The sequence below is a fragment of the Solwaraspora sp. WMMB335 genome (assembly GCF_049179075.1).
Lineage (GTDB): Bacteria > Actinomycetota > Actinomycetes > Mycobacteriales > Micromonosporaceae > Micromonospora_E.
The window spans coordinates 7085555-7108372 of the sequence record NZ_JBMHMF010000001.1; the positions used below are offsets into that span (position 1 = coordinate 7085555).

Below are 22818 nucleotides of genomic sequence, written 5' to 3' on the forward strand. Positions count from 1 at the left end.
CCGGACCGGCCGTGCCGGCGCTCAGCGTGCTCGATGAGATCCTCGCTGGCGTACGAGCCGACGTCGAGCGGCGCGAGCAGACGGTTCCGCTGAGCCGCATCCGTGAACTCGCCGCCGCCGCGCCGCCGCCGATCGACGCCTGCGCGGCACTGCGTCGGCCGGGCGTCGGGGTGATCGCCGAGGTCAAGCGCTCCTCGCCGTCGAAGGGTGCGTTGGCCGACATCCCGGATCCGGCCGAGTTGGCGAGCGAGTACGCCGCCGGTGGTGCCCGCTGCATCAGCGTGCTCACCGAGGGCCGCTGGTTCGGCGGCTCGCTGGACGACCTCACCGTGGTCCGGGCCGCGGTCGACGTGCCCGTGCTGCGCAAGGACTTCATCGTCTCCAGCTACCAGGTGCACGAGGCCCGCGCCTACGGCGCCGACCTGGTGCTGCTGATGGTCGTCGCCCTTGAGCAGAACGTGCTGGTCGGTCTGCTGGAGCGGATCGAGTCTCTGGGCATGACCGCGCTGGTCGAGGTGCACACCGAGGAGGAGGCCGACCGGGCGTTGGAGGCCGGCGCCCAGGTGATCGGGGTCAACGCCCGCGACCTGCGGAGCCTGGAAGTGGACCGGTCGGTGTTCGAGCGGATCGCCCCGGGGCTGCCCAACAACGTCGTCAAGATCGCCGAATCCGGCGTGCGTGGCCCGCACGACCTGATCCGGTACGCGTCGGCCGGTGCCGACGCCGTCCTGGTCGGGGAGGGCCTGGTGACCCAGAAGAGCCCACGCGCGGCAGTCGCCGAGCTGGTCAACGCGGGTAACCACCCGGCGACCCCGAGGCCGGCCCGATGAGCGCCCCGGCCGGCACCTCGGCCGGCTCGCGAGCCGGCGGTCCGCGAGCCGACGGTCCTCAGGTCGATGGTCCGCAGGCCGACAGCCAGCTGCCGGACGGCACCGGGCACTTCGGCCGCTACGGCGGGCGGTTCGTGCCCGAAGCGCTGGTCGCCGCCCTCGACGAACTCGACGTCGCGTACCGGCAGGCGATGGCCGACGACGGCTTCCGGGCGGAGTTCGATCGGCTGCTGCGCGACTACGCCGGCACCCCGTCGATGCTCTACCCGGCGCACCGGCTGTCCGCCCAGGTCGGCGCCCGGGTGCTGCTCAAGCGGGAGGACCTCAACCACACCGGGGCGCACAAGGTGCGCAACGTCCTCGGTCAGGCCCTGCTGACCCGGCGGATGGGCAAGCCGCGGATCATCGCCGAGACCGGCGCCGGTCAGCACGGTGTGGCCAGCGCCACCGCCGCCGCCCTGCTGGACCTCGAATGCGTGGTCTACATGGGTGAGGTGGACACCGAGCGACAGGCGCTGAACGTGGCCCGGATGCGGATGCTCGGCGCCACGGTCGTCCCGGTCACCACCGGTTCACGCACCCTCAAGGATGCCCTCAACGAGGCGCTGCGCGACTGGGTGGCCAGCGTCGACCACACCCACTACCTGATCGGCACGGCCGCCGGGCCGCACCCGTTCCCGGCGATGGTCCGCGATTTCGTCCGCGGCATCGGCGACGAGGCCCGCCAGCAGTGCCTGGACGGCTACGGCGGGCTGCCGGACGCGATCGCCGCCTGTGTCGGCGGCGGGTCCAACGCCATCGGCATCTTCCACGCCTTCGTCGGCGACGAGCAGGTGCGGCTGTACGGCTTCGAGGCCGGCGGGGACGGGGTGACCACCGGCCGGCACGCGGCCAGCATCACCGGCGGTGCCGCCGGAGTGCTGCACGGTGCCCGCACGTACCTGCTGCAGGACGCCGACGGACAGACCCTGGACTCGCACTCGATCTCGGCCGGGTTGGACTACCCGGCGGTCGGGCCGGAGCACGCCTGGCTGCACGACACCGGCCGGGCCCGCTACCGCCCGGTCACCGACGCCGAGGCGATGGAGGCGTTCCAGCTGCTGTGCCGCACCGAAGGGATCATCCCGGCGATCGAGAGCGCACACGCCCTCGCCGGCGCGGTGAAGATCATCCCGGAGCTCACCGCCGAACTGGGCCGCGAGCCGACCGTCGTGATCAACCTCTCCGGCCGGGGCGACAAGGACGTGCACACCGCCGGCAGCTACTTCGGCATCCTCGACGGGCAGGACTGATGAGCATCACGGTCGCGTTCGACAAAGCCCGCGCGGAGGGCCGGGCGGTCCTGGTCGGCTGCATGCCGGCCGGCTTCCCGACGGTCGACGGCAGCATCGCCGCGATGCGGGCGATGGTCGACGCCGGAGTCGACGTCATCGAGGTCGAGCTGCCGTACTCCGATCCGGTGATGGACGGTCCGGTGATCCAGCGGGCCAGCGACATCGCCCTCGCCGGTGGGGTCCGCACCGCCGACGCGCTGCGGATCATCGAAGCGGTCGCCGCCACCGGCGCCCCGGTGGTCACCATGACCTACTGGAACCCGATCGAGCGGTACGGGGTCGACGCCTTCGCCCGCGACCTCGCGGCGGCCGGCGGCACCGGCCTGATCACCCCCGACCTCATTCCCGACGAGGCCGGCGAGTGGCTGGCCGCCTCCGACGCGTACGGCCTGGACCGGACCTTCCTCGTCTCCCCGTCGTCCACCGACGCCCGGCTGGCGATGACCGTGCGGCACTGCCGGGGCTTCGTCTACGCGACCGCGCTGATGGGCGTCACCGGTGCCCGGGAGCAGACCTCCAGCGCCGCGCCGACCCTGGTCCGGCGGCTGCGCGAGGTCACCGACCTGCCGGTGGGCGTCGGCCTCGGGGTCGGCAACGGCGCCCAGACGGCCGAGGTCGGTTCGTTCGCCGACGGGGTGATCGTCGGCAGTGCGCTCGTCCGCTGCCTGCTCGACGCGCCGGACCAGGCCGCCGGGCTGTCCACGCTGCGCCAGCTCAGCGCGGACCTGGCCGCCGGGGTCCGGGCGGTGCGACGCTAAAACGCGACATCACGGCGCTAGACACGCGATGTCAACCGGGACCGGGGTGCCCGGTTCGCGGTCCGCGACGGTAGCGTGTGCACCCGTGACACTCGCCGCGATCCCCAGCCCGGCCACCGCGGTCTGGCAGCTCGGTCCGATACCCATCAGGGCGTACGCGCTCTGCATCGTCGCAGGCATCGTCGTGGCCTGCGCGGTCACCGAATACCGGCTGCGCCAGCGCGGTGCCCGGCCGTGGGCGGTGCTCGACATCGCCATCTGGGCGGTGCCGTTCGGCATCCTCGGTGCCCGGCTCTACCACGTGATCAGCTCGCCGCAGGGGTACTTCGGTGCCAACGGCAACCCGATCGAAGCCTTCTACATCTGGCAGGGCGGCCTCGGTATCTGGGGCGCGGTCGCCGGCGGCGCGGTCGGTGCCTGGCTGGCCGCCCGTCAGCTCGGCATCCCGCTCACCGTGGTCGCCGACGCGCTGGCTCCCGGTCTCCCGCTCGCCCAGGCGGTCGGCCGGTTCGGCAACTGGTTCAACAACGAGCTGTACGGCGGCCCGACCACCCTGCCGTGGGGGCTGCAGGTGCACCAGATGGATCCCGTCAACCCCGGCCAGGCGTTGCGCGGCCCGGACGGCGAACCGGTGCTGGAGCCGGGGCTCTACCATCCGACGTTCCTTTACGAGGCGGTGTGGAACGTCGGGGTCGCCGCTGTGGTGATCTGGGCGGAGCGCCGGTGGAAGCTCGGTGTCGGGCGGGCGTTCGCGCTGTACGTGATGGCGTACACCGCCGGTCGATTCTGGATCGAGATGATGCGCACCGATCCGGCGACCGAGTTCGTCGGCATCCGGGTCAACGTGTTCACCTCGGTGCTGGTCTTCCTCGGCGCGCTGGTCTACCTGCTGCGGGTGCACGGTCCGCAGCAGTTCCTCATCCCGGTCGATGCCGCCGGGCAGCCGTTGCCACCGGCCGAAGCACCGACGGCGACGGGAGCACCGGCGCCAGCCGAAGCACCGACGGCGACGGGAGCACCGGCGCCAGCCGAAGCACCGACGGCGACGGGAGCACCGGCGCCAGCCGAAGCACCGACGCCGGCCGCCGACGGCCAGGCCCAGCCGGCGCCGGCCGCCGACGCCGAGCCGGCGGGCGGGGTCTCGCAGGTCGACGTTTCCGGCAAGCCGGCGCCGAGCAGCGAACCCGCCGGCTACCGGCCGGTCACCGAGCAACAGTTCCGTGAGTACGAGCGAACCGGCGCGCTGCCCGCAGCGGTTACCGGCGATGACGCGGCCGACCCGGAACCCGTGTCCGCCGCGGCCGATGCCGTCCCTGAGGCCGATGCCGCCACCGACTCGGGCACGGCCGCCGATCCGGTCGCCGTCGCCGACACCGATCACAAGACCGACCGATGAGTGCCGGCAGCTAGCCATCCAGGGGGCGGGCGGATGCGGACAGCCGTCGTGGTGGGGGCCGGGATCGGTGGTCTCGCGGCCGCAGGTGCGCTGGCGCGTACGGGTTGGCGGGTCACGCTGCTGGAACGCGCGGACCGGATCCGGTCCGATGGCACGGCACTCGTGTTGTGGCCCAACGGGGTGCGTGCGCTGACGGCGCTTGGCCTCGGCGCCGGCCTCGACGCTGTCGCGACCCCGCTGACCGAGACCGGGGTACGTCGCCCGAACGGGCAGTGGCTGGTGCAGCCCCGGTCCGCGCCACCGGAGCGGACTCCGGTGGTGGTGCACCGTGAGGACCTGTACGACGCGCTGATGGCCGGGCTCGGCGAGCAGGTGGAGATCCGTACCGGGGTCTGCGCCCGTGGGCTGCGGCCGACGTCGGCGGACCAGTCGGCGGACCGGCCGGCGGTCGTCACCGACCGCGGCGCGGTCGACGGTGACCTGGTGATCGCTGCCGACGGGGTACGCAGCACGCTGCGTCCGGCGCTGGCTCCGGCGAGTGCGGTGATCAGCTCCGGCTGCGCCGCGTGGCGCGCGGTCATTCCCTGGTACCGGGCACCGCAGCTGCCGGCGGACCGGCCCGTGTCGGGCGACGTTCTCGGCGCCGGCTACCGGTTCGTCTCGGCGTCGCTCGGGGAGCGCGGCTCGGCGGGGGCGTCCAGCCGGGGCGGGATCTACTGGGTGGCCACCGCGGCCGGCGCCTCGCGTCCGGAGCCGCCCACCACCCAGTTGACGCTGCTGCGCCGCTGGTTCGCCGACTGGCCGAGTCCGGTCGGTGAACTGCTCGCCGCCACCGAGCCGGACGATCTGGTGCAGCAGGAGGTCCGCGAGTTGCGGCCGTTGCCGCAGGCGTACGGCTTCGTGGCCGGACCGGGCGGCGTGGCGTTGCTCGGCGACGCGGCGCACGCCATGCCACACCATCTGGGGCAGGGTGCCTGCCTGGCCTTCGAGGACGCGGCGACGCTGTGCGCCCTGGTCCGGGACGCGGTGCCGGGTCGGCAGCTCAACGCGGCGATCGAGGAGTACGGCCGGCTGCGTCACCCCCGGACGGTGGCCGTGGTGCGGCAGACCCGTCGGATGGCCGCGGTGCTGCAGGCACGGGGCCGGCTGATGCTGCGGGCCCGGGACGCCCTGCTCGACACCCTCAGCCCACGCCTGATGGGCAGCGTCGCCGACACCGCCGCCCAGTGGCAGCCACCCGCACCGCGCTGATCCACCCCGTCACCCCTCACGCGCGATCCTGGACTTGTCAAGCGACAAAGCCGACAAAAGCGCGCGACCAGTCCAAAATCGTCGGGGACGTGGCGGGGCGTTAGGGGTCAAGGATCAGGGGTGGGTGCTGGGGGCGGCGATGCAGGAGGTGCCCACGCGGCGGAAGCCGAGGCGGTGGTAGAGCACCGCCACGTCGTCGTCGTTGGCGGCAAGGAAGATCAGCTCGACGCCATCGGCCAGGGCGTGGCCGGCCAGCGTGAGGGTGACGGCCGAGGCGAGCCCGCGCCGACGGGCCGCAGGCAAGGTGCCCACGCCGGCGATCTCGGCGACGTCGCCGACCCGATGTAGCGAGCCTGCCGCGGTGGCCCGTACGTCGCCGGGCAGGCGGGCCAGGGCGATGGCCCGGGCACCGGAGCGGATCGCGAGCCGTTCGGCCGTGACCAGCCCGGCGACTCCGGCAGCAGCCGGATCCGCCACCGCCGCCAAGCCGTCGGCGCTGTCAGCGGCGCTGCCGACGGCACTGTCAGCGGCACCGGCACCGTTCGCGTCGGCCTGAACCGTGCCCGAATGACCATCATCGACAGTGGGAAATGTCACTGTAACAATCTCCGGGCTCTCCGACGCGACTGACGGCAGCGCGGTGGGGCCGTCGGCGTGCGATCCGAAGGCGGCCTGGGTGACCGCGTACCAGGTGGCCAGTTCGGCGGCGAAAGTAGGCGAATCCGGGTCGAGCAGCCGCACGGACAGGTCGGCGAACCGGTCCGTCGGCGCCAGCGCGGCCGGGTCGAGGACCATCAACGGTGCCTGCTGTACGCCGAGACCGGCCGAGCGCGCCACGGCCAGCAGGTCCGGGTTTCGTTCATGGATCCATTCAAAGGACTCGGGCAGGCCCAGTTCTCTTTGTCGAGCGCGTACCGTGGTGATGTCGGCGGCGGCCGGCCGTGCGGTTACGCCTACCCGGGGGCGGGCGTAGAAGGGCCAACCCGCCGCCCCATCCCGCACGAAAAGTACATAATCGCCCAGCTCTTCGAAATGGGCGGCGGCACGCGGCACGGCATCGCAGAACCGGTCCAGCCGGGCGAGGAGTCCGTTCTCCTGGTTGGCCACCTTGTGAGACTACACGTCCCAGATCGTGGACCTGTGATCAATTCGCACTGGTGGTGTCCGGTGGCCCCTCACGTAGACTCTATAAACTCTCCAGGGCCGACGTCGTCCCGATTTCTGTACGACCGCGAGTGACGACAGGAGGCCCGGTGGTTCTTCCGTACCCGCAGGGACCGCACAGTTCCCTGCCGCAGGCGCAGGGTCTCTACGACCCGGCCCAGGAGCACGACGCCTGCGGTGTGGCCTTCGTGGCCGATCTCAACGGCCGTCGCTCGCACGACGTGGTCGCCAAGGGGCTCGGCGCGCTCTGCCGGCTGGACCACCGCGGCGCCCGGGGCGCGGAACAGAACACCGGCGACGGCGCCGGCATCATGATCCAGGTGCCGGACGGTTTCCTGCGCGCGGTGGTCGACTTCGAGTTGCCACCCGCCGGCCAGTACGCCACCGGTCTGGCCTTCCTGCCGACCGACGACGCCGACGAGGCCCGCGCCCGCCGGATCATCGAGAAGTACGCCCTCGTCGAAGGTGCCGAGGTGCTGGGCTGGCGGGACGTGCCGATCGAGCCGGACGACCTCGGCGAGAGCGCCGACGCCGCCCGCCCCCGGATCCGGCAGCTGTTCCTGGCCGCCGAGCGGCTCACCGACTCGCCGTCCGGGGCGGCCGGCACCCCGTTGACCGGCCTCGACCTGGACCGGGTCGCGTTCTGCGTCCGCAAACAGGCCGAGCGGGAGAGCGCCGAGCGCGGGATCACCGCCTACTTCCCGTCACTGTCCGGGCGCACCATGGTCTACAAGGGCATGCTCACCCCCGACCAGTTGCCGCAGTTCTACCCCGACCTGCGTGACGAGCGGGTGGCCAGCGCGATCGCCCTGGTGCACTCCCGGTTCTCCACCAACACGTTCCCGTCCTGGCCGCTGGCCCACCCGTACCGGTTCATCGCGCACAACGGCGAGATCAACACGATCCGGGGCAACAAGAACTGGATGAACGCCCGCGAGGCGCTGCTCGCCACCGCCGACATCGCCGGCAACATCCGCCGGCTGTTCCCGATCTGCACCCCGCAGGCCTCCGACTCGGCCAACTTCGACGAGGTCCTCGAACTGCTGCACCTGGCCGGGCGGAGCCTGCCGCACGCCGTACTGATGATGATCCCCGAGGCGTGGGAGAACGACCCCGGGATGGACCCGGCGAAGCGGGCCTTCTACCGCTTCCACGCCAGCCTGATGGAGCCGTGGGACGGCCCGGCCTCGGTCGCCTTCACCGACGGTGAGCTCGTCGGTGCCGTGCTGGACCGCAACGGCCTGCGGCCCGGCCGCTGGTGGCGCACCAGCGACGGCCTCGTCGTGCTCGGCAGCGAGGCCGGTGTGCTCGACCTGGACCCGGCGACCGTGGTCGCCAAGGGCCGGCTGCGTCCCGGCCGGATGTTCCTGGTCGACACCGTGGCCGGCCGGATCGTCACCGACGAGGAGATCAAGGCCGAGCTGGCCGCCGCCCAGCCGTACGCCGAGTGGCTGCACGCCGGCCTGATCGAGCTGCGGGACCTGCCCGAACGCGACCACATCGTCTACGCCCACGACTCGGTGCAGCGCCGCCAGCAGACCTTCGGCTACACCGAGGAGGAGCTGAAGATCCTGATCGCGCCGATGGCCCGCAGGGGCGTCGAGCCGATCGGGTCGATGGGCACCGACACCCCGATCGCTCCGCTGTCCACCCGGCCGCGGCTGCTGTTCGACTACTTCCATCAGCTGTTCGCCCAGGTCACCAACCCGCCGCTGGACGCCATCCGGGAGGAGATGGTGACCAGCCTGCAGTCCACCATCGGCCCGGAGGGCAACCTGCTCGCCCCGGGCGCGGCCAGCTGCCGGCAGATCGTGCTGCCGTACCCGATCGTCGACAACGACGAGCTGGCCAAGATCCTGTCCGTGGACGAGGACGGCGACCTGCCCGGCTTCAAGGCGGTGCGGGTCTCCGGGCTCTACCCGCTGCGCGACGGCGCGGCCGGCATCAAGGCCCGGCTGACCGAGATCTGCCGGCACGTCTCCGAGGCGATCGAGGACGGCGTCCGCATCTTCGTGCTGTCCGACCGCGACTCCACCCCCGACCTGGCGCCGATCCCGTCGCTGCTGCTCACCGCCGCCGTGCACCAGCACCTGGTCCGCGAGCAGACCCGCACCCAGGTGGCGCTGCTGGTCGAGTCCGGCGACTGCCGCGAGGTGCACCACGCCGCCGTGCTGATCGGCTACGGTGCCGCCGCGGTCAACCCGTACCTGGCCTTCGAGTCGGTCGAGGACCTGATCGCCACCGGCGCGCTGCCCGGCATCAGCTCGACCGAGGCGGTGCGCAACTACGTCAAGGCGCTCGGCAAGGGCGTGTTGAAGATCATGTCGAAGATGGGCATCTCGACGGTCTCCTCGTACTGCGGGGCGCAGGTCTTCGAAGCCGTCGGCCTGGACCCGCGACTGGTCGAGCGCTACTTCGCCGGCACCCCGGGCACCGTCGGCGGGGTCGGCCTGGCCGGCATCCACGCCGAGATCGCCGTCCGGCACGCCCGCGCCTACCCGGCGAACAGCGCCGAACGCGCCCACCGCCGCCTCGACGTCGGCGGCGAGTACCAGTGGCGGCGCGAGGGCGAACTGCACCTGTTCAACCCGGAGACGGTGTTCCTGCTGCAGCACGCCACCCGCTCCGGGCAGTACGACGTGTTCCGCCGCTACACCCGTACCGTCGACGACCTGGCCGCCCGGGCCGGCTCGCTGCGCGGGCTGTTCACGCTGCGCGCCGGGGTCCGCGAGCCGGTGCCGATCGACGAGGTCGAACCGGTCGGCGAGATCGTCAAGCGGTTCGCCACCGGGGCGATGAGCTACGGCTCGATCTCCGCCGAGGCGCACGAGACCCTGGCGATCGCGATGAACCGGCTCGGCGGGCGGTCCAACACCGGCGAGGGCGGCGAGGACGTCGATCGGCTCTACGACCCGGCGCGGCGTTCGGCGGTCAAGCAGATCGCCTCCGGCCGGTTCGGCGTCACCAGCGAGTACCTGGTCAACGCCGACGACATCCAGATCAAGATGGCGCAGGGCGCCAAGCCGGGCGAGGGCGGGCAGCTGCCCGGCAACAAGGTGTGGCCGTGGATCGCCAGGACCCGCCACGCCACCCCCGGCGTCGGGCTGATCTCCCCGCCGCCGCACCACGACATCTACTCCATCGAGGACCTCGCCCAGCTGGTGCACGACCTCAAGTGCGTCAACCCGGTCGCCCGGGTGCACGTCAAGCTGGTCAGCGAGATCGGCGTCGGCACCATCGCGGCCGGGGTGGCCAAGCTCAAGGCCGACGTCATCCTGATCTCCGGCCACGACGGCGGCACCGGCGCGTCGCCGTTGAACTCGCTCAAGCACGCCGGCACCCCGTGGGAGCTGGGCCTGGCCGAGACGCAGCAGACGCTGCTGCTCAACAAGCTGCGCGACCGGGTCACCGTCCAGGTCGACGGCCAGCTCAAGACCGGCCGTGACGTGCTGATCGCGGCGCTGCTCGGCGCCGAGGAGTACGGCTTCGCCACCGCCCCGCTGATCGTCGAGGGCTGCGTGATGATGCGGGTCTGCCACCTGGACACCTGCCCGGTCGGCATCGCCACCCAGAACCCGGTGCTGCGGGAACGCTTCACCGGCCGACCGGAGTTCGTCGAGAACTTCTTCCTGTTCCTCGCCGAGGAGGTCCGTGGCTACCTGGCCGAGCTCGGCTTGCGCAGCCTCGACGAGGCGATCGGCCGGGCCGACCTGCTGGACACCGCACCGGCGGTGGACCACTGGAAGGCCCGGGGCCTGGACCTGTCCCGGGTGCTGCACGTGCCGGCGCTGCCGGCCGGGGCGGCGCTGCGCGGCGTCCGTGCCCAGGACCACGGGCTCGACAAGGCACTCGACAACACGCTCATCGCCCTCGCCGCGCCGGCGCTGACCGAGCGCGCCAAGGTCCGGGCGGCGGTGGCGGTGCGCAACGAGCACCGCAGCGTCGGCGCGATGCTCGGCGGCGAGGTGACCAGGGTGGCCGGCGGCGCCGGACTGCCCGACGACACCGTCGAGTTCACCCTGACCGGCACCGCCGGGCAGTCGTTCGGCGCGTTCCTGCCGCGCGGGGTGACGCTGCGGCTGGTCGGCGACGCCAACGACTACGTCGGCAAGGGCCTGTCCGGTGGCCGGCTGATCGTGCGGCCGGACCCGGCTGCCCCGTTCGCCGCGCCCGGTGGCGCCGGCGCCGAGGAGCAGATCATCGCCGGCAACACCATCCTGTACGGGGCCACCGCCGGTGAGCTGTTCCTGCGCGGGCGGGTCGGGGAGCGGTTCGCGGTGCGCAACTCGGGCGCGGTCACCGTCGTCGAAGGCGTCGGCGACCACGGCTGCGAGTACATGACCGGCGGTACGGTCGTGGTGCTCGGCACGACCGGGCGTAACTTCGCCGCCGGCATGTCCGGCGGTACGGCGTACCTGTGGCGGTTGGACCCGGACCGGGTCAACCGGGAGCTGGTCGAGCTGGAGTCGGTGTCGCCCGAGGCCGAGGTGCTGCTGCGCGAGCTGGTGGAGCGGCATTTCGCCGAAACCGACTCGGCGGTTGCCGAGTCGCTGCTCAAGCGCTGGCCGGAGGCGGTGGAGGAGTTCACCGCCGTGGTGCCACGGGACTACAAGCGAGTGCTGGACGCGATGCGGGCCGCCGAAGCCGCCGGCCGTGACGTGGATGAGGCCGTCATGGAGGTGGCTCGTGCCTGACCCGACCGGTTTCCTACGGATCGGGCGGCGGCTGCCGGCACGCCGCCCGGTGCCGGTGCGGATCTCCGACTGGCGGGAGGTCTATCCGCCGGCCACCGACGAGCTGATCCGCGAGCAGGCCACCCGCTGCATGGACTGCGGCATCCCGTTCTGCCACGACGGCTGCCCGTTGGGCAACCGGATCCCGGACTGGAACGACCTGGTGCGCACCGGTGGCTGGGCGGCGGCGATCGAGTCGCTGCACGCCACCAACAACTTCCCGGAGTTCACCGGCCGGCTGTGCCCGGCGCCGTGCGAGGCGGCCTGCGTGCTCAGCATCGCCGGTGGCGCGCCGGTGACCATCAAGCAGGTCGAGGTGGAGATCATCAACCGGGCGTTCGGCGCAGGCCTGGTCACTCCGCAGGTGGTGCCGGCACCGTCGGGTAAGCGGGTGGCGGTGGTCGGCTCCGGCCCGGCCGGTCTGGCCGCCGCCCAGCAGCTGGCCCGCGCCGGGCACGCGGTGACCGTGTACGAGCGCGACGACGCGATCGGCGGCCTGATGCGTTACGGCATCCCCGACTTCAAGCTGGAGAAGGAGCACATCGACCGGCGGCTGGTCCAGCTGGAGGCCGAGGGCGTGCAGCTGCGTACCGGGGTGAACGTCGGGGTGGACGTGACCGCCGAGCAGCTGCGGGCCGACCACGACGCGGTGCTGCTGGCCTGCGGCGCGCTGGCCGGCCGGGACACGCCGGCCACTCCGGGTCGGACGCTGCGCGGGGTGCACCTGGCGATGGAGCACCTGGTCGAGTCGAACCGGGTGGTGGCCGTCGCGGCGGCGCGGGCCCGCTCGGCCGAGGCCGCCGGCGTGGTCGCCGTCGAGCCGCCCGCCGGCGATGATTCGTCGCATGTGGACGGCGTACCGGTGGGGCGGCCGGCGATCGACGCGGCCGGCAAGCATGTGGTGATCATCGGCGGTGGTGACACCGCCGCCGACTGTCTCGGGGTGGCGCACCGGCAGGGCGCGGCCGGGGTCTACCAGCTCGACCTCTACCCGGAGCCGCCGAGCGCCCGCGACGAGGCCCGGGACCCGTGGCCGACCTGGCCGTGGGTGCTGCGCGAGTACCCGGCGCACGAGGAGGGCGGCGAGCGGGTCTTCGCCGTCGCGGTGCAGGAGTTCGTCGACGACGGTTCCGGCGCGGTGCGGGCGGTGCGCATCGCCGAGGTGACGGTGACCAAGCGCGACGGCGAGCGGATCCTGACCGTCGTCCCGGGCACCGAGCGGGAGCTGCCGGCGGACCTGGTGCTGCTGGCCATCGGCTTCGAGGGCACCGAGCGGCAGCCGCTGCTGGAGCAGCTCGCGCTGGTGCGTAACCGGCGGGGCGCGATCGACTCCGACGGCACCTGGCAGACCGCCACCAAGGGGGTCTTCGTCGCCGGCGACATGCACCGGGGCGCGTCGCTGATCGTGTGGGCGATCGCCGAGGGGCGGGCGGCGGCCGCGGCCATCCACTCGTACCTCGGCGGGGTGGGGGAGCTGCCGGCGCCGGTGGAGCCCTCCGCCCAGCCGCTCGCCGCCCGCTGACCGCCCTCACCGCCCGCCACCCTCGCCCGCCACCCTCGTCCGGCTCCCGCCGCCCCGGCGATCTCGGACTTATCGAGAGCTTTTGTGCCTTTTGTCCATCGATAAGTCCAGGATCGTGAGGGTGGATGGCTTCCGGGTATGTCGATGTTTCGATAGCATTACCGACTAGTAACAACAGTTACTTCCCACGGCCACGCGCGCGGCCACGAGGATCCCCCCATCCTTCGTGGAGGTCCGTCAATGACCCTGCGTCCCCTGGTCCGCGCCGCTGTCGCGCTGGCCGTCACCCTCGGCGCCGTGCTCGTCGTCGCCCCTGCCCAGGCCGCCCCCACCCAGGCCGTGCACTACGTCGCCCTCGGCGACTCGTTCTCCTCCGGCGTCGGTGCCGGCTCGTACGAGACGAGCTGCCTGCGCAGCGACCGCGCGTACGCGCCACTGTGGGCGGCGGCCAACTCGCCGGCCAGCTTCCGCTTCCCCGCCTGCACCGGAGCGGTCACCTCGGACGTCATCAACAACCAGGTGTCCGCGCTGGACGCCGGCACCACGATGGTCACCATCACCATCGGCGGCAACGACGCCGGGTTCGTCGACGTGGTGCTCAGCTGCCGGCTGGGCAGTGAGTCGTCGTGCGCCAGCGCGGTCGACCGGGCCGAACGGTTCGCCACCGACCAACTGCCGGGCCGGCTGGACGCCACGTACGCCGCCATCAGGCAGCGGGCGGCGAACGCCCAGTTGATCGTCCTCGGCTATCCGCGGCTGTTCGAGGAGTCGCGCTACTGCGGACTGCTCAGCATGAGCCTGTCCCGACGCGCCATGATCAACGATGCGGCGGACCTGCTCGCGCAGATCATCGAGGGTCGCGCCACGGCCGCCGGGGCGACCTTCGTGGACACCCGGGGGCAGTTCGCCGGGCACGGGGTCTGCGGCGCGAGCCCGTGGATCAACGACTTCTCGGCGTTGGTCGCCGCGTACCACCCGAACGCCGCCGGATACCGCGAGGGCTACCTGACCGCGCTGCGCACGGTCACCGGCTGAGTCCGGCTCCGGCGCTACGCCGGGCCGGCGATCGGGCCGGGCGGTCCGGTCCCCGACCGCACCACGGGGACCGGGCCGCCACACCCCGGGCGGTCCGGGTGGGAACCTCACCAGCTCCAGGCCTTGGGCGAACGGATCCTGGGCGACCATCCGTTGCCCGGTGATCGTGGTGAGCGTGACGTCATGCAGCGCCTGAATCTCAGCACCGGGACGGCCAGGAAGATCAGCTGCCATCAGTTGCGCCGCCGGAAGCGGCCGGGGTGGTGGCGGGCCAGCCAGGCGCGCAGCGAGAACTCGGCGACGACGACCGCCCACAACACCCAGCTCGCCACGACCAACACGGCCGACGTCGTCGGGTGGGTGCTGACGAACTGCCCGATCACCAGGAGCAGGAACAGGACACCGAGGACACCGAGCGGCTTGTCGAGCCGATCGACGAGCCGGCGCAACTTTCGACAGTTGTGGTCCTGCGCAGATTACGAATAGTAGGTGCATTTCGGGTACCTTGACGTCATCACCAGCCGCTCCGGAGTGTCGGGCAGACTGTCGGTCCAGGCGACCGGGCGGTCCGGTGGCCGGCTTAACAGGGCGTGGCCGATTCGGATAGTGTTCCCGTGGCTACCCGAGTGCACGGTGGGGGTGCGGGTGAACGGTCTGCGCAGGGCACCGTCCCGGGCGGGCGCGGTGCCGTCCCGGGCGGGCAGGGCACTGCCGGGGGCGATACCGCAGAAGACGACACCGCAGGGCACGGCGCGATCGGGGACGGCGTGATGAGCTTCGGTGCCGCGTACCGTCGGGCGGTGGCCGCCCACCGGCAGGCAGCGGCCCACCTGGCCACCGCGCGATCGGCCATAGCGGACAGTCCCGCACCGGCACCACCGGACCTCGGCGACGTCACCGATCAACTGCGTGCCGTCGGCGAGACCCTGACCACCGGCGCCACCGGGTCCGTGCAGGACCTGGCCGCCGGGCCGGCCCCGGTACGGGTCGGCATGGCCCGCCCCGGCACGCTCGGCAGCGCTGTGTCCGGCCGCCCCGGCGGCGGTGCCGTCGAGTTCCCCGCGCTGGTGCCGCTCGGCGCCGGTGCGCACCTGGCGATCGACGCCGACGCCCGCCAGCCGCGCATCGCCGCGCTGCTGCGCAGCCTCGTCGTCCGGCTGCTCGCCGCCGCGCCGGCCGGCACCGTGCGGGTGCTCGCCCTGGACACCACCTCGATGGGCGCCACGTTCCTGCCGCTGCGTCCGCTCGTGCAGGCCGGGGTGATGGGGCCGCCGGCCGCCACCGACGCCGAGGCCAAGGCGCTGCTCGACGACGCCGACCAGCATGTCCGCGCCGCCCAGTCACGCACCGGCGCGACCGGCGAGCTGCTGGTCGTGGTCGCCGGAGCGCTGCCGGACAACCGGGGCGACCTGATGCGGCTGGCCGCGTTCACCCACGCCGGCACCGCCGCCCGGGTCTGCGTGGTGGTCGCCGGCTACCCGCCGCAGGGCACCGGGGTGCAGCCACCGGCGCTGGGCGCCGCCACCCAGCTCAGGTTGGACGGCAACCGGGGCTGGCTGGGTGATCCGCCCGGACACCCGTTCAGCTCCGACGGCACCGGCCTGGCCGCCCCGGTCGCCCTGGACGGCGACCCGCCCGCACGGGTGGTGGAGGCGATCGCCGACCGCCTCGGCGAACTGCACCGGCGCGGCACCGCCCTGGAATTCGCCGACCTGCTGCCGCCGCAGACCTGGACCGAGAGCTCCGACACCGGCCTGCACACCGTGGTCGGCCGGGCCGGCAGGGAGCCGGCGATCCTCGCCTTCGACGACGCCACCCCACACTGGCTGGTCGGCGGGCGCACCGGTGCCGGCAAGACCGTCTTCCTGCTGGACCTGCTCTACGGCCTGGCCGCCCGCTACCCACCCGACGAGCTGGCGCTGTACCTGCTCGATTTCAAGGAGGGCGTCAGTTTCACCGAGTTCGTGCCGACCGGGCGGGACCCGTCGTGGATTCCGCACGCCCGCGCCGTCGGCATCGAATCCGACCGCGAGTACGGCGTGGCGGTGCTGCGCGAGCTGCGCCGGGAGCTGAACCGGCGGGCGTCGGCGATGAAGCGCCACGGCGTGACCAAGCTGGCCGACCTGCCCCGCGACGGCAACCCGGTGCCGCGCACCGTCGCCGTGATCGACGAGTTCCACGTGTTGTTCGAGGGCAACGACTCGGTCGCCCGGGAGGCCGCCGCGCTGCTGGAGGAGCTGGCCCGCAAGGGCCGCTCGTACGGCGTACACCTGGTGTTGGCCAGCCAGAGCATGTCCGGCATCGAGGCCCTGTACGGCAAGACCGACTCGATCTTCGGCCAGTTCCCGTTGCGGGTGGCGCTGCCCGGCGGTGGCGGGGTGCTCGACGTGCTCAACGACGCGGCCGGCGCGCTGTCCATCGGCCAGGCGATCGTCAACGCGTCCGCCGGCATCGCCGGTGCCAACACGGTCATCCGCTTCCCGGACGCGCACGGCGGCGCCCGCCGGGTCGCCGCGCTGCGCCACGAGCTGTGGCAGGCGCGGGCGTCCGGCTCCCGGCCCCCGGCGATCTTCAAGGGGTACGAGGCGGCGCACCTGGACGACGACCCGACGTACCGCTCGTTGGCCCCCGGCGGGCGTCGCCCGCTCGCCCTGGTCGGCCGGCAGGTCGACGTGGACCGCACGTCGGCGCTGTTCGCCCTGGACGCCTCCCCGGGCCGGCACGTCGCGGTGGTCGGCACCACCGGGCACGCCGCCGACGTGCTGCACGCCGCAGTGGTCAGCCTGGCCAGGCAGGAGCCGGCCGGGCAGGCCCGGTTCCTGCTCGCCCCGCTGGTCGCCAGCGCCGACGAGGTCGCCGAGACCACCGCCGACGTGCTGCACGCGCTCGGGCACCCGATCACCCGGCTGGGCGCCGCAGACCTGCGCGAGGAGCTGCGTCAGCTGGCCGAACCGGACGCCACCCCGCCGGCCGGTGCCGGCCGCACCGACCAGGGGCCGGCCGGTGCCGGCCGTACCTATCTGGTGGTGTTCGGGATGGACGCCGCCGCCGGGGTGCTCGGCGCCAAGGACGACATGTTCAGATCTGGGCTGGACGACCTGCAGGTGGTGCTGCGCCAGGGGCCGGGTCACGGCGTACACCTGTTGGGCTGGTGGCGCGGGCTGCGCCGGCTCGCCGACGACCTCGGCGGCTCGCACAACCGCGACGACCTGGCCTGCCTGGTGGCGTTGAACGTGCCCGGCGGTGAGCTCGGCTCCTACCTGGGCACCCACGACGTGGCGTACCGGCCGCGACCCAACCGGGCGCTGCTGATCGACCGGCACGACCAGCGGACCCGGTTGATCGTGCCGTTCGCGCTGCCCGGCCGCGAGCTGGACGAGGAAGGCTGAGCGTGGTGAGCGACTTCGACGAGTACGCCGCACTGGCCCGCCACCTGCACGACCTGCACCGTACCGGGCAGGCCGGTGCCGCCCACCACGTGACGAGCCGGCAGCGGCTCACCGCGCACGCCGACCAGCTCGGCCAGCGGCTCTACGCCCAGCGGCAGCGGCTGGCGGCGATCGGGCAGGCCGCGGGGGAGCAGGTGCCGGCCGCACCGCCGCCGGTCGCGGTCACCCCGGCCGCCGCCGACCCCGCCGGCCCCGCCGGGGGCCAGCCACGATCCGGTGGGTACGCCGTACCGCCGCCACCGCGCCGTCCCGAGGTCGCGCCCGGCCCGCCGCAGCGGATCCCGTTGCCGTCCGGTGGCCCGCCGGTATTCGGTGGCCCGGCGACGCCCGGTGGGTTGCCGGTGCCCGGTGCGCCGAGCTCGGCCGCCCCGGCGGCCGGTGATCCGGTGCCGGGTGGCCCGGCGGCGGCCGGATCCGCCGCGACCGTCGACGGCGCCGGCCCGACCGACCCCGAGCAGGAGCTGGCGGCGGCCCGCCAGCGGCTCGACGAGGCCGACGCGGCGGCGTACGAGGCGGAGCAGGCCGCCGGCCGACCGCCGCTGCTGCCCGGCTGGTCACCGCTGGGCCGGGCGGTCGCCGTCTATCTAGGGTTCGCCGTTGCCGTCGCCGTCCTGCAGTTCACGTTCTTCCTGAACCCGTTGACTCTGACCGTCGACTACAGCACCAAGTGGATCTGGTCCTGCTCCGGCTTTCCGGCGGTGGGGTTCTTCGCCGCGTACTTCGTGATCAGCAAGTGGGGGCGGTCGCGATGGGAAACCGACGGCGGCCCGCGCTTTCCGAAGCTCGGGTTCCTGATCAGCTTCGGCGGTGCCGCCGCCTCGATGGTCCTGCTGCTGGTGTTCCTCAAGATCGGCCCGCTCTGATACGGTCGGCCAACTGCTGGCGGTGCTGCCGCGAGACGGGGTGCGGGTGACGACCGCGACCCTGCCGACCGGGGAATCCTTGCCCGATCCTGACTGCTGGGTGCGTCGGGCCGGCGCTGATCCGGTGGGGACCGTGGCTGCACGGCTGTCGGTCTGGGATGCCGCCGATGTGCTGCTCGCGGTCGAGGCCGCCGACGAGACGACGATCCAGGACCTCAACGTCAAGACCAGGCTCTACGGCCAGGCGGGCTACCCGGTCTACTGGGTGGTCACCCAGCGGGCGATCTACGAGCACACCGGGCCGATCCCGACGGGATACCGGACGCGGGTCGAGTACCTGCATGGGGAGCGCATTCCGGTGCCGTACACCGCGTCGGAGCTTGCCGTCGACGACCTGATCGCGGCGCACTCGGGCTGAGCGCGGCGCTGCGGGCGGCCGAGTGGTCGCCCACAGCGCCGGGGCTGGTCGGGGCGGTCGGCGGCGGCACTTTACGGTTCTTCCTCTGAGCAAATCGAAGCGTTGCGGACGCCTGTGCCGTAGCGGAGTAAAATATGTCCTCGTCATGAAGATGTCATTTTCGGGACAGTAGATTGACTAACGTGCAATATTGAGCGTATATAGACTTTGACTTCCATGAGTGTCATGATTGTCCATATCATCGATACGCACACGGGGGCAATGCGATGGTTAATCGTTGTTTGTTCCCGTGCAGAGCTACGGGAGGCGCAGATGGTTTCGAATTCGCGGATCCGCCGCTTTATCAGGCGAGTCGGGGTGGTAGGAGCGGCTTTCGCGCTGATCTCCGCAGTGGCAGTAGCACCATCCGCAATGGCAGCCCCGCCAGCATCCGGCGCCGCGGTCGTGGTCCCGAATGACTGGAATGGGTACTGCCAGACGGACAAGTACAGCACGAGCGCCTGGGGCTGGTGCGATGGCACTGGCCCGCAGCGCTACCGAATCTGGGTTATTTGCAGCAATAGCGTGGCGTACGGGAGCTCTAGCACCCCCTGGTTCGGTGACCGGAATGGCGCAACTGCCTACTGCCCGAGCGGAACCACAGCGGTTTCTGCTTTTGGTACACGGGCCTGAGATCTGCCTCCAATAGGGGTCGGAACGGCCCGGAGCTTCACGCTCCGGGCCGTTCCTCGCTAATCCGTTTATCCTGACATGGCTTAGCTACTCGACATGGCTTAGCTACTCGGGAAGTAAATGTGGTAGCCGGGTACGTTCACGACGGTAGGTACGGATTGACTCGTTGAAAGGAGTTGAATAACTAGCGGGTTGGCGGGCGAATCGACAGGAAGAACATATGCTGGATCGTTTGAATCCTGCACGGCTTCCAGATATGGCAAGTATCTGTTTAGGCCCGGAGTCAGGTCGCCCTCGTCAATGACAGCGCACGCGATGCGCTCGTTTGTCGCGAACGTGATGTTATTGCATGTCCAGTACTCGCTATATACATGGGTTACACCTAGCTGATCGAGCCGTGCAGTCATGTTATCCCGTTGTCGCGCAAGATCTTTCATGTCGGGGGCAATCATTGCGACGCCAACGGTGGCAACAAAAGCTGATGCTGCGGTGGCGGTAAGAACGGTGGCTGATACCATCCACCAAAATACCGTGCGACGTTGCGGTGATTGCCAAAGTGGCCACAACACGGCTGGCATGGAAATTAGTAGGCACGAGAGGTACCTGGCACTTTCTACTGGGGTGTCTGCTGCGGCGCTGCTCCGGACATATGCGAGAACCGTCAATACTGCGCTGAGTAACAAACCTAGGTGGGCTACCGAGCGAAATTTCTGACTTCCCACCTGGTGTCGAATCGAAGCTAGCGCAGCTATTGCTGCAACCAGGAGAAGCAGCGGAAAGGCGAGTCCCCACCAGAGTTGCCACGGTGCACACTTACTCGGCGCGCAGAATCCCATCCCCATTGGGATGCCAAATATCACGCCGCCATACAGGTGATCCAACCATGGCGACGCCTCACCGCCCCCGCTCAAATTAAGCAGAACGGAAATTGGATTGGTGCGGTAGCCGATTGAGTGCGCGATGAGGGGTGCTGCGCCCACCAGGGTGCCCCCAGCAAGAAGGGCGCCGGACCTCCCGATGATCTCCTTCCTTGTGAAGATAACTAGGACCGCACCTGCGCAAAGAATATATGGCAGGACAAGTGGGTCAACCCATATCATCAATCCTGCGATGAGTCCCCATGTCGCGAAGGCGACGCCGCGAAGGTGAAACCGGTTCGTCGCGAGCCCAACTGCGAGCAACATCAACCCGGCGCCCGCCGGATTCATTTCGGGATAGCCGCCACCGGCAATCATTTGATTTTTCAGCAACCGGTCCGAGCCGAGTGCCAGAATTCCGACTACCAGTAGAGTAAACCAACGGCTGCCGTAGAGCTGGTCGACGAGCCGCCACATTATGACGAGAAAAGCGCCAAAGAGGAACAGGTTCGGGATTCGCAGCGAAATTACCGATGGGCCGAATAGTGCAAATATCGGTGCGGCCAGATAGGCTTCGAGTGTTCCCATGTAGTTTTGCCCATAGAAAAATGTTGGGAAACTCTCGGCCTTCGATATGTGGATCGCGGCCAGTCCCATAGTCGCTTCATCGCTGTTGGTAGGTGGCACACTCCACAACAGTGCAAGGAATCTGTATAGGACGCCAAGTGTGACAAATAAAGCGGTCAGAATCGTTGCCGGGTGAAGTCTACCGGCGACTCGCAATCGAATGTCGTCCGACCGAGCACTGTCCACGGTGAGCGCTGCCATGCTCAGATGATGTCATACGCCCTCAGACCGCAAGTAATCCCAGGTCTCGTGGGCATACTGACGGTCGGCGTGGCCGGGTGCGGCGGCGCCGTGGTGGTGGGGTGCGGGTGCCAGCCGGTCGGGGCCCCGGGTGTGCAAGCCGGCGGAGAGGAATTGTCACGTACCCGCCGTCGCGATCACCCGATGACAATCCTGGCTGCCAGCAGGCTCCGGATTCGGGCTAACGCAGTGGTGAACATCGATCATCCTCGTGGGCTGAAGGTGGCGAACCTGGCAAAGTCCAGCACCGGATCCCGGAGGTTGGCGGCTCTTCGAAGTTAAGCGGGGTTGAGGTGGCCGCGGCTTTTTCGGGTGGTCGCGCAGCGGGTTCGTAGGCGTTGGTTGATCGGGTTGCGGAAGCCGTAGGCGTCGCGGGCGACGGTCTTGATGACCCGGTTGGTGCCTTCGGAGCCGGCGTTGGTGATACCGGTGTGCAGGAACGCGAGGATCTGGGGCCACCAGATCTCGATCGTGGTCGCGAGGCGGGCAAGCTCGGGTAGAGCGCTGTCGGCGCAGCGTTGGTAGAAGCGGTGCAGCAGCCGGGCGACGTGTTCCCGGTCCGGGTGGGTGCGGGCCAGGGCCAGCAGGTCGAGGAGGTCTTCCTTGGCGTTCCACGCGGCGAGGACCGGCACGCTGATCCCGGCGGGTAGCCCGGCGATCTCGTCGCAGAGCGTGTCGACGCGGTCAGCGCGCATCCGCCTCGCGGAGCGGGTCAGCCGGTTACGCAGGTCCCATTCGCGGTCACCGGCGCGACCCCGGCGGCCCCGGACCTGCACGGTGACCCGACGGCGGACCTCGTTGAGCGCCTGGTGGGCGAGGCGCACGACGTGGAAGTGATCGACGACGAGGACGGCGTGCGGCAACGCCTCACGGACCGCGGACTTGAAGATCGCGTACGTGTCGATCGCGACGTACCGGACCTGGTCGCGCCACGCCTGGCCGCGTTGGCCGAGCCAGTCGACGACCACCTGGGCGGTGCGGCCCTCGACCTGGCCCAGGAGTCCCTGACCGCCGGACAGGTCACACATCCCGACGTGTCACCGGTCCACACTGCTCTGCCACGCCTGGCTGGCCTGGTCGAAGACCCACTTCGGCCGGCCCCGGCGGGTCTCGTCGATCCCGAGGACCTCCACCGGTTCCGGTTCGTCGGGCAGCACCACGCCCGCGTGGGCGGTGAACGCCGCCGCGACCACCGGCCAGGACAGGTCATGATCGCGGGCCGACTGCACGATCGTGCGGGCGCCGTCGGCGACCGCCGCCCCGGCGGCCTGCCGCAACCGGGCGGTCACCCGGTGCCGGGCTGGGATCTGCGCCACCTGCTCGGTGAACGTCCGGCGTCGGCATCCGCCCTGGTCGCAGTGCCAGCGGCGTTTGCGCCACCGTAGCCGCGTCGCCCGGCCCGCGACGGGCAGGTCCCGGGGCCGGGTCGTCACCCGGTCCTTGACCCGCCGGGCCCGCGTGCCGCAGTCCGGGCAGCATCGTGCCTGCTCATCGGCGGTAGACAGAGCGACCACCGGGACACCGTCGGGGTCCAACCTGACCCGGTCCACCACCAGGCCGTCCAGGCCCAGCAGCCGGGTCGTATCGTTGACCATGCTCGCAGCTCTCCGCTTGTGACCATCCGATCTAGACACTCAGATGGTCACCGAAGGGCTGCGAGCCCTCTACG

Annotated in this window: 14 protein-coding genes and 1 pseudogene; 11 read left to right on the forward strand and 4 right to left on the reverse strand. The window is 71.1% G+C overall.

What is annotated here, in order from left to right; genetic code table 11:
• Positions 1-26: 26 nt before the first annotated feature.
• Genes trpC through ACN27F_RS30585 form a run of 5 tightly spaced genes read left to right on the forward strand, consistent with a single transcriptional unit; the run spans position 27 to position 5569 of the window.
• Positions 27-830 carry an indole-3-glycerol phosphate synthase TrpC gene (gene trpC / locus ACN27F_RS30565; RefSeq protein WP_421440563.1) on the forward strand — a complete coding sequence of 268 codons (804 nt, stop codon included), beginning with the start codon at positions 27-29 and terminating at the stop codon, positions 828-830.
• On the forward strand, positions 827-2122 hold the full coding sequence (gene trpB / locus ACN27F_RS30570; protein ID WP_421438927.1) for a tryptophan synthase subunit beta: 1296 nt from the start codon (positions 827-829) through the stop codon (positions 2120-2122). The genes trpC and trpB overlap by 4 nt, the downstream gene beginning before the upstream one ends.
• Complete coding sequence (trpA, locus tag ACN27F_RS30575) at positions 2122-2922, forward strand: tryptophan synthase subunit alpha (RefSeq protein WP_421438928.1); 801 nt, start codon at positions 2122-2124, stop codon at positions 2920-2922. Before trpB ends, trpA begins: the two co-directional genes overlap by 1 nt.
• 28 nt (positions 2923-2950) lie before the next feature.
• The gene (lgt, locus tag ACN27F_RS30580) at positions 2951-4318 is read left to right on the forward strand and encodes a prolipoprotein diacylglyceryl transferase (protein ID WP_421438929.1); all 1368 of its coding nucleotides are present in this window, start codon (positions 2951-2953) and stop codon (positions 4316-4318) included.
• A 33-nt stretch (positions 4319-4351) separates the two neighbouring features.
• Complete coding sequence (locus tag ACN27F_RS30585) at positions 4352-5569, forward strand: FAD-dependent oxidoreductase (protein WP_421438930.1); 1218 nt, start codon at positions 4352-4354, stop codon at positions 5567-5569.
• Positions 5570-5683: 114 nt separating this feature from the next.
• On the opposite strand, the gene ACN27F_RS30590 is transcribed toward ACN27F_RS30585, so the two are convergent.
• Positions 5684-6676: a GNAT family N-acetyltransferase gene (locus ACN27F_RS30590; RefSeq protein WP_421438931.1), complete on the reverse strand. Its 993-nt coding sequence runs from the start codon at positions 6674-6676 to the stop codon at positions 5684-5686.
• A gap of 146 nt (positions 6677-6822) precedes the next feature.
• On the opposite strand from ACN27F_RS30590, the gene gltB reads away from it, so the two are divergent.
• The 3 genes from gltB (at position 6823) to ACN27F_RS30605 (ending at position 14023) form a co-directional block, all read left to right on the forward strand.
• Positions 6823-11427, forward strand: coding sequence for a glutamate synthase large subunit (gltB, locus tag ACN27F_RS30595; protein WP_421438932.1), 4605 nt, complete (start codon positions 6823-6825; stop codon positions 11425-11427).
• Positions 11420-12988 carry a glutamate synthase subunit beta gene (locus tag ACN27F_RS30600; RefSeq protein WP_421438934.1) on the forward strand — a complete coding sequence of 523 codons (1569 nt, stop codon included), beginning with the start codon at positions 11420-11422 and terminating at the stop codon, positions 12986-12988. The genes gltB and ACN27F_RS30600 overlap by 8 nt, the downstream gene beginning before the upstream one ends.
• Before the next feature lie 240 nt (positions 12989-13228).
• A complete protein-coding gene (locus ACN27F_RS30605; RefSeq protein WP_421438935.1) occupies positions 13229-14023 on the forward strand; it encodes an SGNH/GDSL hydrolase family protein in 795 nt (264 codons plus the stop codon).
• Between the two features lie 233 nt (positions 14024-14256).
• Here ACN27F_RS30605 and ACN27F_RS30610 read toward each other — a convergent pair whose 3' ends face one another.
• Positions 14257-14472: a hypothetical protein gene (locus tag ACN27F_RS30610; protein WP_421438936.1), complete on the reverse strand. Its 216-nt coding sequence runs from the start codon at positions 14470-14472 to the stop codon at positions 14257-14259.
• 165 nt (positions 14473-14637) lie between these two features.
• Between ACN27F_RS30610 and ACN27F_RS30615 the strand changes: the two genes are divergently transcribed.
• The 3 genes from ACN27F_RS30615 to ACN27F_RS30625 are packed head-to-tail and all read left to right on the forward strand — an operon-like array spanning position 14638 to position 18753.
• A complete protein-coding gene (locus ACN27F_RS30615) occupies positions 14638-17412 on the forward strand; it encodes an FtsK/SpoIIIE domain-containing protein (RefSeq protein WP_421438937.1) in 2775 nt (924 codons plus the stop codon).
• Between the two features lie 2 nt (positions 17413-17414).
• Complete coding sequence (locus ACN27F_RS30620) at positions 17415-18335, forward strand: hypothetical protein (protein ID WP_421438938.1); 921 nt, start codon at positions 17415-17417, stop codon at positions 18333-18335.
• Between the two features lie 46 nt (positions 18336-18381).
• On the forward strand, positions 18382-18753 hold the full coding sequence (locus ACN27F_RS30625; protein WP_421438939.1) for a Uma2 family endonuclease: 372 nt from the start codon (positions 18382-18384) through the stop codon (positions 18751-18753).
• A gap of 773 nt (positions 18754-19526) precedes the next feature.
• On the opposite strand, the gene ACN27F_RS30630 is transcribed toward ACN27F_RS30625, so the two are convergent.
• Both ACN27F_RS30630 and ACN27F_RS30635 read right to left on the reverse strand, forming a co-directional pair.
• On the reverse strand, positions 19527-21110 hold the full coding sequence (locus tag ACN27F_RS30630; RefSeq protein ID WP_421438940.1) for a hypothetical protein: 1584 nt from the start codon (positions 21108-21110) through the stop codon (positions 19527-19529).
• 317 nt (positions 21111-21427) lie between these two features.
• Positions 21428-22744 (reverse strand): annotated as a pseudogene (locus tag ACN27F_RS30635) (ISL3 family transposase).
• Positions 22745-22818: the final 74 nt, after the last annotated feature.

Excerpts from the sequence above, each read along its gene's own strand:
- trpB (WP_421438927.1), top strand. The coding sequence starts at position 827 with ATGAGCGCCCCGGCCGGCACCTCGGCCGGCTCGCGAGCCGGCGGTCCG.
- trpA (WP_421438928.1), top strand. The coding sequence starts at position 2,122 with ATGAGCATCACGGTCGCGTTCGACAAAGCCCGCGCGGAGGGCCGGGCG.
- lgt (WP_421438929.1), top strand. The coding sequence starts at position 2,951 with ATGTCAACCGGGACCGGGGTGCCCGGTTCGCGGTCCGCGACGGTAGCG.
- ACN27F_RS30585 (WP_421438930.1), top strand. The coding sequence starts at position 4,352 with ATGCGGACAGCCGTCGTGGTGGGGGCCGGGATCGGTGGTCTCGCGGCC.
- ACN27F_RS30605 (WP_421438935.1), top strand. The coding sequence starts at position 13,229 with ATGACCCTGCGTCCCCTGGTCCGCGCCGCTGTCGCGCTGGCCGTCACC.
- ACN27F_RS30630 (WP_421438940.1), bottom strand. The coding sequence starts at position 21,110 with ATGGCAGCGCTCACCGTGGACAGTGCTCGGTCGGACGACATTCGATTG.